The organism is Bradyrhizobium sp. HKCCYLS20291 (genome assembly GCF_051167715.1).
Classification (GTDB): domain Bacteria; phylum Pseudomonadota; class Alphaproteobacteria; order Rhizobiales; family Xanthobacteraceae; genus Bradyrhizobium.
Map to the genome: position 1 here is coordinate 71,185 of NZ_JBNPTO010000020.1, position 12,970 is coordinate 84,154.

The following is a 12,970-nucleotide window of genomic DNA, read 5'->3' on the forward strand; positions in this document are numbered from 1 at the left end:
AGGGCCTTCAGGCTTGAGCCGGGAGCGCGATGGTGGCGCCCGTCAGCCGGATGTGTTCGCGCATGTTGCCGGGTTTGACCGCGCCGTCGGCGGCGACCTCGACCGGTGCGATATAGGGTCCGATGGCGCCGAGATCATCGGCCACCGCTTCCGTCAGCAGCGCGCGCGCCTCGTCGGCGGTGCGCACGATCGCGGCATCCGTCAGCGCGTCCGACCAGCTGTTGGCCTTGGTGCGGTAGATCACCGCGCCATCCCAGGTCCGGTTCGCGGTGATGATCGAGGGACCGGTGATCTTGATCTTCTGTTGCAGCGGGGAGGTCATTCAGACGGGTTCCAGGAGTTGAGCAATCACGCCACTGAGATTCTGCTGACGCCATGGCGCCGAATGCGCCACGACGTCACCGATGATGAGGATGGCCGGGCCGCCATCGATTTTCGCAACGAGGTCAGGCAGCTGATCGAGCGTGCCGACCGCCGCCTGCGCATCCGGCCGCGTCACGCGCGCAAACACGCCGACCGGCGTCTGCGGCGAGCGGCCGGCGGCAAGCAGGCCGGTCCGAACGGCGGGCGCTGCGGTCATGCCCATGTAGACGACAACGGTCATCTTGGTGTCGGTCAGAACAGACCAATCGACCGCCTCGGCGTCGCGCTCCTTGTGCGCGGTGAGGAAGGTGATGCGCAGTGCCTTGCTGCGGAAGGTCAGCGGCACCTCGAACTGCGCGGCGGCGCCGATGCCCGCGGTGATGCCGGGCACGATGGTGTAGGCCACGCCGGCCTTGCGCAGCGCGTCGACCTCTTCGCCGCCACGGCCGAACACGAAGGCGTCGCCGCCCTTGAGCCTGACAGCGCGCTTGCCTTCGCGCGCGGCGTCGATCAGCAGCTTGTTGACCGCATCCTGGCCGATGCCGGGCTTGCCGACGCGACGGCCGACCGGCACGCGCGAGGCATCGCGGCGGATGCGGTCGAGAATTTCCGGGGTCACCAGCTCGTCGTAGTACACGACGTCGGCGTCCTGCAGCGCGCGCAGGGCCTTGATGGTGAGAAGATCGGGATCGCCAGGGCCCGCACCGACAAGCGTGACGTGGCCCTCGCCGCGTCCGGCCTGATCCGCGCCCGCGAACGCGGTGGGATCGGCAATGCCGTGCAGCGCCGCCTCGGCCTCCTGCTTGCGGCCGGCGAGCACCAGCGCGCCGATCGGGCCGTCGACAATGCGCTCCCAGAAGCGGCGGCGCAGCGGCATCTCCGCGATACGTGGATTGATGATCTTGCGGAAATCGCCGATGAAGCCCGCGAGCTCGCCGATCCGCGCCGGCAGCAGCGCCTCGATGCGCTCGCGCACACGCCGCGCGACAACCGGCGACGAACCGCCGGTGCCGATCGCCACCACGACGTCGCCGCGATCGACGATCGCCGGAAAAATGAAGCTGGAATGCGCGAGGTCGTCCATCACATTGACCGGCAGACCGACTGACCGAGCCCGCGCCGACATCGCCACGCCGATGTCGCCGGCGCCTGCGCACAGCACCGCGATGACACCCGTGAGATCGGCGCTCAGCGGATCGCCCTCCGCCCGCTCGATCTGACCGTGATCATCGCGCAGCCCGCCGAGATCGAAATCGCCATCGGTCGCGTACCAGCGGATATCAGCGCCGGCCGACAGCAGCACCCGAAGCTTGGCGCGAACGAGCTCACCCGCGCCGATCAGCAGCACGGGACCGGTCTTCAGATCGAGAAACACCGGCAGATATTGCATTGCGTCCGTCGACTTCGATTCTTCGGGGTTGACTGGAATTATTTTCTATATAAGTGTCACGTCGCGGACGTAAAGAGAAAAATATTCCTTGGCTTCGCCATAGAATTTTCTCCCAAGCAGGCGATGGCTGATAGCATGCACATTCTCACAAACGACGTTTCCAGAGACCGGTTGCCCTCCTCCGAGATCGAGCAAGCATCATCCATGCCGCGCGTCCTCAATGCCGCGCCGACGATGGACCATCTCGATCAGCTGGAGGCGCAGAGCATTTACATTCTCCGCGAGGCCTTTGCACGGCTGAAGAAGCTGGCGCTGCTGTGGTCGCTGGGAAAAGACTCGAATGTGATGATCTGGCTGGCGCGCAAGGCCTTCTTCGGCCGCGTGCCGTTCCCGGCGATGCATGTCGATACCGCCAAGAAGTTTCCCGAGATGTACGCCTTCCGCGACACCTACGCGAAGGAATGGGGTCTCGATCTCCGCATCGAGCCGTGCCCGCCGATCGATGCCGTCGATCCGACCTTGCCGCCCGCCGCGCGCTCGGCTGCGCGCAAGACCGAGGGCCTGAAGATGGCGCTCGCCAAGCACGGCTTCGACGGCCTGATTGCCGGCATCCGCCGCGACGAGGAGGCGACGCGCGCCAAGGAGCGCGTGTTCTCGCCGCGCGGCGCCGAGGGCAACTGGGACGTCCGCGACCAGCCGCCGGAATTCTGGGATCACTTCAACGCCTCGCCGCCGCAGGGCGCGCATTTGCGCATCCACCCGATCCTGCATTGGACCGAGGCCGACATCTGGGCCTACACGGCGCGCGAGAACATTCCGATCATCCCGCTGTATCTGTCCAGGAACGGCAAGCGCTATCGCTCGCTGGGTGACCAGGACATCACCAACCCCGTGGCGTCCAACGCCTCCAACATCCCCGAGATTCTCGCCGAGCTCGAAAGCACCAAGGTGCCGGAGCGCGCGGGACGCGCGCTCGACCACGAGACCGAGGACGCCTTCGAGCGTCTCCGCGTCGCCGGCTATCTCTGAGCGGAGCCTGAGGTCATGAACATGAGAGTCCCGGCCGCCGCCCCCGCCACGCCGAACGGCACCACCCGCCCGCAGGTCCGCATCGTCATCGTCGGCCATGTCGACCACGGCAAGTCGACGCTGGTCGGCCGCCTGCTGCATGAGACCGGCAGCCTGCCCGAGGGCAAGCTCGAGATGCTGCAGGCCGTCTCGGCCCGCCGCGGCATGCCGTTCGAATGGTCGTTTCTGCTCGACGCGCTGCAGACCGAGCGCGACCAGGGCATCACCATCGACACCACCCAGATCCGCTTCCGCACCAATGCGCGCGAAGTCGTGCTGATCGATGCGCCCGGCCACGCCGAATTCCTGCGCAACATGATCACCGGCGCCTCGCAGGCCGACGGCGCAGTGCTGATCATCGACGCGCTCGAAGGCGTGCGCGACCAGACCCGCCGCCACGGCTATCTCTTGCATCTGCTCGGCGTTCGCCAAGTCGCCGTCGTCGTCAACAAGATGGACCGCGTCGATTTCGGCGAGGACCGCTTCAACGACATCAAGGCCGAGATCTCGGCGCATCTCCAAGGCCTCGGCGTCAAGCCGGTGGCCGTCATTCCGATCTCCGCGCGCGACGGCGACGGCGTGGCAGCACTCACCTCGCGCATCGGCTGGTACAACGGCCCGACCGTCGTCGAGGCGCTCGACGGCCTGGAGCCCGCCAAGCCGCTGTCGAGCCTGCCGCTGCGCCTGCCGGTGCAGGCGATCTACAAGTTCGACGACCGCCGCATCGTCGCCGGCCGCGTCGAGGCTGGTGAATTGCGCTCCGGCGACGAGATCGTGATCATGCCCTCCGGCAAGATCGCCAAGATCAAGACCGTCGAGGGCTGGCCGCAGACGCCAGTGACATCAGCGCAGGGCGCGGGACGCTCGGTCGGCATCACGCTCGACCGCGAGCTGTTCATCGAGCGCGGCGACGTCATCGCCCATGTCGGCCGCGAGCCTCAGGCGGCGCGCCGGCTGCATGCCCGCATCTTCTGGCTGCACGACCAGCCGCTCGCCAAGGGCGACAGCATCCTGGTGCGGCTCGGTACCCGCGAGGCGCGCGGCAGCGTGGTCGCGATCGAGAAGGCCGTCGATCCGGGTTCGCTGTCCAACGAGCAGAACGCGTCGATCGCGCGCAACCATGTTGGCGAGATCGAGATCGCGCTGACCCAGCCGGTCGCCGTCGATCCCTACACCGAAAACGCGCGCACCGGCCGCCTCGTCATCGAGGTGCAGGGCCGCATCGCCGGCGGTGGTCTGGTGCTGTCGATCGCAGCCGGCAAGCGTGCTCAGCCTGTCGACATCATGCCGGTCGAATCCGCGCTGCAGCCGCAGGAGCGCGCCGACCGCTATCGCCACAAGGGCGCTGTCGTGTGGATGACCGGCCTGCCCGGCGCCGGCAAGTCGACCCTGGCGCGGGCGCTGGAGCGGCGGCTGTTCAGCCGCGGCGGCGCGCCCGTGCTGCTCGACGGCGACACCGTGCGCGCCGGCCTCAACAAGGATCTGGGCTTCACGCCGGAGGATCGCGCCGAGAACATCCGCCGCCTCGCCGAGGTCGCAACGCATCTCGCCCGCAACGGCCATATTGCGATCGTGGCGGCCGTGTCACCCGCGCGCGAGGATCGTGCCGCCGCGCGGCGCGTCGCCGGCGATCTGTTCCGCGAGATCTACGTCGCCACCGCCGCCGAGATCTGCGAGAGCCGCGACCCCAAGGGCCACTACGCCAAGGCCCGCGCGGGAAACCTGCAGAACTTCACCGGCATCGGCACCGACTACGAGCCGCCGCTCGATGCGGAGCTGATCATCGACACCGCCACCCGCGGCATCGCCGACGCCACCGACGAGCTCGAGGCGCTGCTCTCGCGGACTGGCGTGCTGTTCGACGACATCGCCGATCTCGGCGCGAATATTTGATCTAGAACAGCGCTCGCCAGAAGTGGCGATTGCTTCTGGGGTGAGCTCTCGCGGACTCCACCGCTGTCATGCTCCGCGAAGGCGGAGCATCCAGTATTCCGCGGCAGAGGACTTTGAACCGAGATGTCACGGCGTACTGGATCGTCCGCCTTCGCGGACGATGACAGCGGAAGTCTACGTCTCCAGGTCAATGTGACCACGACCTGGAAACGCTCGCGCAGGACTTGGCTACTACGTCGGCGTCAGAGCGCGCCGACATACGCCGTGAGATCGTCGAGCTCGTCCTCGGTCGGCAGCCGCGATTCCAGCTTCTTGGCGTAGACTTCCCACATGATCTTGACCGCCTCGCGCAGCGAGCCCGTGCGGCCGTCGTGGAAATACGGCGCGGTGGACGAGACCGCGTGCAGGCTCGGCACCTTGAACTTGCCGCCGGTGCCGATGTCGTCCTTGCTCTTCTTGTCGAAGGTCGGCAGCTGGTGGCAGGTGCCGCAGCCGCCGTCATTGACATAGAGGTCGTAGCCGCGCTTGACGGCCGCGCTCGCATCGGCCCTCGGCGTGCCGTCTTCCTTGACCTGCCAGTTGGCCGGATAGTTCAGTGTGCGCACATAGGCGATCAGCGCCGCGAGCGTCTCCTTCGACGGCTCCGGCCCCTTCATGCGGTTGACGATGATGCCGCGAATGCTGTCCTCCAGCGTCGCCGCCTGGCCGGCCCAGCCGAACACCGAGCGCTCGGCGACGCCCCACAAGGTCGGCGTGTTGCGGCCGTTGGGATCGCCATCGGCAACGACGTCGAGACCGACATAGGTCTTGTTGTTGGTATGCCCGGTCGAGAAGTGGCAGGTGGCGCAGGACGCCTTGCCGCCCGCCGAAAGGTTGACGTCGTTGAACAGGTCCAGCCCCTTTGCGGCGAGGTCCGCTTCGGAAAGCTGCGCCGGTGCAGCGAGCGCCGCTCCGACCGTTACGGGCTGCGTCACTGCCACCGGCTGCGCCACCGTCAAAGGCTGCGTTACTGTCAAAGGCTGCGCCATCGGCGGCTCAGCCGCAACCACGGCGGGCGTGGTCTTCCGCTTGCGCGGCGCTACGGCCGCATGCCTGATCCTCACCCTGTGCGCGGAGGTCCTGATCCCGTGTGCGGAGGGCCTGTGCACGGAGCGTTTGTGCGTTACGGCGGCGACATGCACCGGCTTTGGCTTCAATGCCGCCGCGAGCCGCTGTAGCAGCGACGGCTGTTTTTCGGCCGCTTGGACATAGGGTGCTGCCGCGTGATCCGCCGCAAGTGCAGGCAGCGCGAGCAAGCTCAGGCACAGCACGACTGACTTGAGCCCCGTAAACGACATCGCCCGCCTCTTCGACATCTTATAGCTGCAAATCGTTATCGGTAGCCTTTACGTCCGAAGTGGGACTGTGCAGGGGCAATGAGTCGGCGCCGATGCGTCATATGCTGCCCATTCGGCCACGGCACCGCATAAGTGCCTTTCAGCAGGGGCGCGGCTAACACGCGCGTGCACACACACCCTTGCACAACCTGGCCCCGGCTGTGACAATCAGGACGGGATTGCTGGGGGGTGATGCCGATGGCTGCGAGACCGTGTCGAGTCTTGTTGATGACCGCGATGATACTGATCATCGGGACAGCAGCATCTGGTGCCCAATCATCAAAGACGCCTCCGGCGCCGATCGCCGAATTCGGCGCGCTGCCGGACGCCATGATCTTCTACGTCGCGCATGGTCCGCCGGAGTCCTGCGGTCCCGGCTGCGCCGACTGGATCGCCGCCGAGGGTGCGATCAAGTTCGATACGTTCAAGCGCCTGATCGCCATTCTCGATCGCCAGTCCGGCCGCAAGCTGCCGGTCGTGATCAATGCCAGCGGTGAAGCCAGCCTCAACGTCGCCGTGAGCATGGGCCGCATCCTGCGCGACCGCGGCCTGGATGCAAGCGCTGGACGCACACTGGTCGACGCCTGCCGCAACAAGCCGCAGGCCGACTGCCTGGCCCTGAAGCGCAGCGGCGGCGCGCTCGACGCCAGGCTCGATGCCACGCGGATGCCCTGCGACAATGCCTGCGTGCTGATGCTGGCCGGCGGCGTGCACCGCAGCCTGCCGCCGGATGCGTCTGTCGAACTGGTCGGCATGGAAATCCGCAACCGGCTCGCGCCGAACGTCTCCGCCGAACATCGCGCCGGACTGACCACGTACTACGGCGGCCAGGCCCGCCAGTACCTGCGTGAGATGGGCGTCGACCCCGCGATCCTCGACATCGTCGACCGCAACTGGGCCGACCACAAACGCCCCACCGACGTGCCGCCGTCCGCGTGGCTGAAGTTCGGGCTGGTGACGTCGGGGGCACTATGACAGTCGAGTGATCTGTCGCCACAGCAGCCGCGTGGTCCGGTGCATCCGAAGTCCGTGTATTCGTGCTATCATGCCCCGCTTGCTCAACTCGCATGCGGAGCGGCTCGATGTGGAAAGCGCTTTGGCGGACATGGACGATCGACAAGCCTGCCCTCCTGGGTGACTGGTTGTGGGACGTTCTTGTCGTCCAGTTCGCCACCTTGCTGGATCGGCTGACGTGGCGACGGGCCATCGCCTTCCTGCCGGTCATCATTCTAGGTCTGGCGTACTATCACAGCATCCCGATCCCGCCCGAACTGATGCTCGTCGGCGATATCCTGGCCTATATCGATGTCTTCTCGGTCGTGCTGCTGGTCGGACTCCTCAGCCGCGTCTCGACGATTGTGTTCGTCGTCAAGCAGGCCACAGCACGACTCGGGCGCGCGACGAACGGCCTCATCGCCGTGGCGAGACGCTTGGATGCTCGACATCGGCGCGCACGCGGCGCGAGCATCCGGAAGCGGGCAATCGAGGCATCCAACAAGGACAGCGACGGTCCAGCCATCGTGACCGGCTTGGCTTGGGCGTAGCTCCGTTGCCGAAGACGAAGCAAAGCTGCATTGCCGCTCGCGCGTGGCAGCGAGTCGAAACGGGCACCAGATGACACCGCCGATCTCAGACCCGCTCCATCAACGCGTTCTGCATTTCGTCGCAGCGCAGACCGGAGCGCACGTCGAACTCTCCGAACAGACCGACATCGCCCGCGACCTCGGCGTCGACGGCGTCGAGGCAGAGGAATTCATGATCGCATTTCAGCGCGCCTTCGAGGTCGACCTGTCCGGCTTCGCATTCGACCGACATTTCGGCCCGGAGGGCTTATCGTTGACCGGGCTCATCCTGACCGTTCTTCGTTTGCGCCCTTCGCCGCAGCCCTTGACGGTCGGAACGCTCGTCGACGCCGCGAGGCAGAAGCGCTGGCCGAACGGGACGACGGCTCCGTATCGCGACATCACGTAGGGTGGGCAAAGCGACGCCGAAGGCGGCGCCTGCCCACCGTTTCTTGCCGATTCTTGCCGAGCAAGCCTGCGGTGGGCACGCCGTTCCCGCGCGCTGCGCGGGCTCGGCTTTGCCCACCCTACGCTCTCCCATTGTCGATCATCTCTCTGGCGCGCTGTGCCGCGCGTTGGAGCTTGATGCGCTCCTTGCCTTGACCGATCTGGTTTCGATAGTCCGCGAAGCTCTGAATCGTTACCTCCGTCAGAACCATCGGCCGTCCCCCACGGAGCACATCGAAGCTTACGACGGTGTGGTCGTCGACGAGGATCGTGTAGACGTCTTCGCACTGCTCGGGGATCGAACTCAACACTTGATAGATCGATCCGCTCGGGCAGACGTTGTCGATCTGGCCCAAGAGCTCCGTACGATACGCATCTTCCGGCAGCAGAAGATCAACTTGATATCGGTCAGTCAGACGAGCCATCGATGTTCGCTCCGAATGCGATGTCAGGCGAGCAGCCTCTCATCGCGAGAGCCCATGGTAGGCACGCCGCTCGTTCGCGATTTGCCTCCATTTGGCTCACCCTGAGCACTGCCAGGTCTGTAGAACGACCGTGCTCAACCCAGGATCTTCAACCCATGCTTTTGCACGACGGTGAGCAACTTCAGCGCCATGCCGCTCGGCCGCTTGGCACCGCTCTCCCATTTCTCGACAGTGCTTTCGCTCGTATTGAGGTATCGGGCGAACACGGGCTGGCTGACCTTGTTGGCTTCGCGGATCTTCTTGATCTGAGAAGGCTTCATCTCGTCGGTGACGACCAAGTGCCGGGCATCGAAGTCTCTCATGGTCGCCTTGTCGAGCGCGCCAACCTTGTGCAGCATCGCTGCGGAGGAATGCAGCGCTTCCGAGAGATCGGATCTGAACCTATTTTTCTTCTTCACGGCAGATCTCCACCAAGTCCCCGTCTACTAGAAGCTCAGCGAGCTGTGCGTCATCCAAGGCGGCGTAGCTCTTGGCGAGCGTTCGGAAATCATCCAGCTCATCGTCCGCTATGTTCGCTCTGTCCTTCTTGGCAAAAAGGTACGCGTAGATCCAGCTGCGACCACTCTTTGCCAGGATGATGCTTCGGTACATGTTCTTGTTCAGACGCTTTTTGAAGACGCCTCCTCCGAGGTCGTCAGCCTGTCCTATCTTGACCTCCTGGATGGCCTCACAAAGCTCGGCATCCCTGATGCGCGCCTTGCGGGCTGCTTTCGAGAACCATGCCGTCTTGAAAACGCCCATCGTCCACCAACTCTAATGTAGCACCCAGTGCTACAAATTTCAATGCACAGCACAAATGCGAAAAAACAGAATTTTTGAACCGTATCAACCCGATTTGCCCTGTCCAGTCCCTGCTGAAAAAATTTTCCTCTTTCATTTTTTCCGAAATCATGCTTTTCTCTGCGCATCCCGTCCCACACGAGGGACAGTTCGCGACCGTCACGGACGTCGGGTGCGGGATGCGGTGGGCGTTTCGGGCTGCGGCGTGTTCAGTCATGTCGACGGACAGTCCCGGGGCGCACGGCCAAGCCGTGGGGTCCTGGCATCCCGACGCTGATGCCACGTCTGCGACAGTGCCAACGCGCTGCGTGGGCAACGGTGACCAGAAAGCCCGGCGCACCGGGGAGACCACGGAGCAACCGTAAAGCCATCGCGCAGGGGAGGCCGGATGTCCGGCTCGTACCTGTGGTGACTGCCGCCTGCATTTTTTTCTGCAGGCGGGCCATGGGTGCAGCCAGCACCCGGCCTTCCCTGCGCCTCTCGTGACCGAGGGGCGACAAAAGAACAAAGCTCGGACGCGAACAGGCGCCGCGAGATTATTTCCGCATGAGTGATGGCTCGATGAATTGGGCGCTGCATCCCCTCCCACTGCCGTCATCGCCCGGCTCGCCTTCTCCATGGAAGCTCCGGCGCCCCCTAAGCGTTCAACGTCGATGGAGCGGACAATCCTCCCGCGTGTTCGAGAAGGACGCTGGCCAAAGCAGCTCCGTGTACGTTGCAGGTCGCTCGAGCCAAGCTGCGCGCTGTCACCCTCCCCTGGAGGGGGAGGGTCGGCGCGCGTCGCGCCAGCGATGCGCGGCGGGGTGGGGTGGAGCCACGGGCGACGGCGCATGTGGAGAGATCACCCCACCCCGCCGCGCATCTCGCTTCGCTCGGTGCCCGGCGACCCTCCCCCTCCAGGGGAGGGTGGCACCGGGGCGAGACGAGGGGGCGCGATCAGGCTTTCCCGTCTTTTTCGGGCCGCATCCCCGGGTCCCAGTACCCTGCCCCCGACCAACTGCGATACCCCTCCCCCCTTCCTTGGCTCCCGCTTTGGCGCTAAATGCACTGCACAAGCTGCCCCGGAGGCGGCTATTTCAGCCTGCCCGGATCCCGCGCAACGTCGCCCTTTTTCGAGAGAAACGTCTCATCATGACCCGTATCGACGCCCATGGACTGAAGATCGCCCCCGTCCTGTTCGACTTCATCGCCAAGGAGGCCGCGCCGAAGACCGGGATCGATCCGGACGCGTTCTGGGCCGGCGTCGCCGCGATCCTGCATGACCTTGCGCCGAAGAACCGCGCGCTGCTCGCGGTCCGCGACACGCTGCAGGACAAGATCGACGCCTGGCACCTCGCCAACAAGGGCAAGGCGTTCGACCTCGGCGCCTACACGGCGTTCCTGAAGGAGATCGGCTATCTGCTGCCCGAGCCGGCCACCCACAAGGTCGAGACCGCCAATGTCGACGAGGAGATCGGCAAGATCTGCGGCCCGCAGCTGGTGGTGCCGCTGACCAACGCCCGCTATGCGCTGAACGCTGCGAACGCGCGCTGGGGCTCGCTGTACGACGCTTTTTACGGCACCGACGCCATCCCGCATGATCCGAGCGAGGGCGGTAAAGGCTACAACAAGGCCCGAGGCGACAAGGTGATCGCCAAGGCCAAGGCCTTCCTCGATGCCGCCGCGCCGCTCGCCACCGGCAGCCACACCGACGTCACCGCCTACAGCGTCATCGCGGGCCAGCTCTCCGCCAAGCTGAAGAGCGGCAACGCCACGGCCCTGAAGAACGCCGACCAGTTCGCCGGCTATCAGGGCTCAGCCGAGGCGCCGACGGTGATCCTGCTCGCCAACAACGGCCTGCACATCGAGGTCGTGATCGACCGCAGCCATGTCATCGGCAAGGACGATCCGGCCGGCGTGTCCGACATGGTCCTGGAGGCCGCGGTCTCGACCATTCTCGACATGGAGGACTCGGTCGCCGCCGTCGACGCCGAGGACAAGGTGCTGGTCTACCGCAACACGCTCGGCCTGATGAACGGCACGCTGTCGGCGGATTTCGAGAAGGGCGGCAAGACGCTGACCCGCGCCCTGAACACCGACCGCAGCTACACGACGCCGTCCGGCGGCACCCTGACCCTGCACGGCCGCAGCCTGCTGCTGATCCGCAATTGCGGGCATCACATGTTCACCGACGCCGTGCTCGGCGCCGATGGCGAGGAGGTGCCGGAAGGCATTCTCGACGCCGCCGTGACCGGCCTGCTGGCGATTCACGATCTCAAGGGCGGCTCAAAGACCAAGAACAGCCGCACTGGCTCGATCTACATCGTCAAGCCGAAGATGCACGGCCCCGACGAGGTCGCGCTGACGGTCGAGCTGTTCGCCCGCGTCGAGAAGCTGCTCGGCCTGCCGGAGAACAGCATGAAGGTCGGCATCATGGACGAGGAGCGCCGCACCACGGTCAACCTCAAGGCCTGCATCCAGGCCGCCTCGAAGCGCATCGTCTTCATCAACACCGGCTTCCTCGACCGCACCGGCGACGAGATCCACACCTCGATGGAAGCGGGTCCGATGATCCGCAAGAACGAGATGAAGGCGCAGCCCTGGATCAAGTCCTATGAGGACTGGAACGTCGACAACGGCCTGACCTGCGGCCTGCCCGGCCATGCCCAGATCGGCAAGGGCATGTGGGCGGCGCCGGACAAGATGGCGGACATGCTGGCGCAGAAGATCGGCCACCCCTCGGCCGGCGCGACCACCGCGTGGGTGCCATCGCCGACCGCGGCGACCCTGCACGCCCTGCACTATCACCAGGTCAACGTGCACGCCCGCCAGGATGAGCTCACCAAGGGCGGCCCGCGCGCCAAGCTCGGCGACATCCTCACCATCCCGGTGTCGAACTCGAACTGGGCGCCGGACGACGTCCGCCAGGAGATCGACAACAACTGCCAGGGCATCCTCGGCTATGTCGTGCGCTGGATCGACCAGGGCGTCGGCTGCTCCAAGGTGCCGGATATCCATGACGTCGGCCTGATGGAAGATCGCGCGACCTTGCGCATCTCCAGCCAGCATCTCGCCAACTGGCTGCACCACGGCGTGGTCAGCAAGGACCAGGTGATGGACTCGCTGAAGCGCATGGCGGTCGTGGTCGACAAGCAGAATGCCGGCGATGCGCTGTATCAGCCGATGGCGCCGTCGTTCGACGGCGTCGCCTTCAAGGCGGCCTGCGACCTCGTGTTCGAAGGTCGCACTCAGCCGAACGGCTACACCGAATACATCCTGACCGCGCGGCGGCGCGAGGCGAAAGCCCAGGCCTGACGAAGCAAAGCCCCGGCCATCCGCCGGGGCTTTTTTTGATCTAAGAGAGGTACGATGATCCGCAACTAGATCACCGCGATGTAGCGCAACAGCGAGATCACGCCGAGCACGATGACGATGACCCGGCAGATCTGCTTGGCCCGGCCATCGAGCGGCAGCAGGTTGATCAAATACAGAATGAGGATGACGACGAGGAAGGTGACGAGAGCACTGATGAGCATGGTGAGCCCCTGACTAGGAATGAGGATGCGCTGGCGCTGGGCAGCTAACCCACCAAGCCGCGGCTGGTTCCCTGGCCGGAACTGAGCTGTT

General features: G+C 65.3%; 13 protein-coding genes. 6 read left to right on the forward strand and 7 right to left on the reverse strand.

The features are described from left to right. Positions 1-7 precede the first annotated feature (7 nt). Both ACQR07_RS31375 and cysG read right to left on the reverse strand, forming a co-directional pair. On the reverse strand, positions 8-322 hold the full coding sequence (locus ACQR07_RS31375) for a DUF2849 domain-containing protein (RefSeq protein ID WP_434905934.1): 315 nt from the start codon (positions 320-322) through the stop codon (positions 8-10). After that, complete coding sequence (cysG, locus tag ACQR07_RS31380) at positions 323-1,753, reverse strand: siroheme synthase CysG (RefSeq protein ID WP_434905935.1); 1,431 nt, start codon at positions 1,751-1,753, stop codon at positions 323-325. A gap of 234 nt (positions 1,754-1,987) precedes the next feature. On the opposite strand from cysG, the gene cysD reads away from it, so the two are divergent. Together cysD and cysC are read left to right on the forward strand one after the other, a co-directional pair. Then, positions 1,988-2,782 carry a sulfate adenylyltransferase subunit CysD gene (gene cysD, locus ACQR07_RS31385; protein WP_434905981.1) on the forward strand — a complete coding sequence of 265 codons (795 nt, stop codon included), beginning with the start codon at positions 1,988-1,990 and terminating at the stop codon, positions 2,780-2,782. A gap of 15 nt (positions 2,783-2,797) precedes the next feature. After that, positions 2,798-4,714: an adenylyl-sulfate kinase gene (gene cysC, locus ACQR07_RS31390; RefSeq protein ID WP_434905936.1), complete on the forward strand. Its 1,917-nt coding sequence runs from the start codon at positions 2,798-2,800 to the stop codon at positions 4,712-4,714. 242 nt (positions 4,715-4,956) lie between these two features. Here cysC and ACQR07_RS31395 read toward each other — a convergent pair whose 3' ends face one another. Then, positions 4,957-5,742 (reverse strand): cytochrome-c peroxidase, encoded by a 786-nt coding sequence (locus tag ACQR07_RS31395; RefSeq protein ID WP_434905937.1) that lies wholly within the window; start codon positions 5,740-5,742, stop codon positions 4,957-4,959. 585 nt (positions 5,743-6,327) lie between these two features. On the opposite strand from ACQR07_RS31395, the gene ACQR07_RS31400 reads away from it, so the two are divergent. The 3 genes from ACQR07_RS31400 (at position 6,328) to ACQR07_RS31410 (ending at position 8,061) form a co-directional block, all read left to right on the forward strand. After that, the gene (locus ACQR07_RS31400; RefSeq protein WP_434905982.1) at positions 6,328-7,065 is read left to right on the forward strand and encodes a hypothetical protein; all 738 of its coding nucleotides are present in this window, start codon (positions 6,328-6,330) and stop codon (positions 7,063-7,065) included. A gap of 107 nt (positions 7,066-7,172) precedes the next feature. Further along, complete coding sequence (locus ACQR07_RS31405; RefSeq protein ID WP_434905938.1) at positions 7,173-7,634, forward strand: hypothetical protein; 462 nt, start codon at positions 7,173-7,175, stop codon at positions 7,632-7,634. A 70-nt stretch (positions 7,635-7,704) separates the two neighbouring features. Next, positions 7,705-8,061 carry a DUF1493 family protein gene (locus ACQR07_RS31410; protein ID WP_434905939.1) on the forward strand — a complete coding sequence of 119 codons (357 nt, stop codon included), beginning with the start codon at positions 7,705-7,707 and terminating at the stop codon, positions 8,059-8,061. 118 nt (positions 8,062-8,179) lie between these two features. Here ACQR07_RS31410 and ACQR07_RS31415 read toward each other — a convergent pair whose 3' ends face one another. The 3 genes from ACQR07_RS31415 to ACQR07_RS31425 form a co-directional block, all read right to left on the reverse strand. Further along, on the reverse strand, positions 8,180-8,524 hold the full coding sequence (locus ACQR07_RS31415; RefSeq protein ID WP_434905940.1) for a hypothetical protein: 345 nt from the start codon (positions 8,522-8,524) through the stop codon (positions 8,180-8,182). A 134-nt stretch (positions 8,525-8,658) separates the two neighbouring features. Next, positions 8,659-8,982 (reverse strand): helix-turn-helix domain-containing protein, encoded by a 324-nt coding sequence (locus tag ACQR07_RS31420; protein ID WP_434905941.1) that lies wholly within the window; start codon positions 8,980-8,982, stop codon positions 8,659-8,661. Then, positions 8,966-9,325, reverse strand: a complete 360-nt coding sequence (locus ACQR07_RS31425; RefSeq protein WP_434905942.1) for a type II toxin-antitoxin system RelE/ParE family toxin — start codon at positions 9,323-9,325, stop codon at positions 8,966-8,968. The genes ACQR07_RS31420 and ACQR07_RS31425 overlap by 17 nt, the downstream gene beginning before the upstream one ends. A gap of 1,170 nt (positions 9,326-10,495) precedes the next feature. Between ACQR07_RS31425 and ACQR07_RS31430 the strand changes: the two genes are divergently transcribed. After that, positions 10,496-12,658 carry a malate synthase G gene (locus ACQR07_RS31430; RefSeq protein WP_434905943.1) on the forward strand — a complete coding sequence of 721 codons (2,163 nt, stop codon included), beginning with the start codon at positions 10,496-10,498 and terminating at the stop codon, positions 12,656-12,658. A 65-nt stretch (positions 12,659-12,723) separates the two neighbouring features. Here the strand turns inward: ACQR07_RS31430 and ACQR07_RS31435 are convergent, their stop codons facing one another. Then, positions 12,724-12,879 (reverse strand): Thivi_2564 family membrane protein, encoded by a 156-nt coding sequence (locus ACQR07_RS31435; RefSeq protein WP_172110058.1) that lies wholly within the window; start codon positions 12,877-12,879, stop codon positions 12,724-12,726. Positions 12,880-12,970 lie beyond the last annotated feature (91 nt).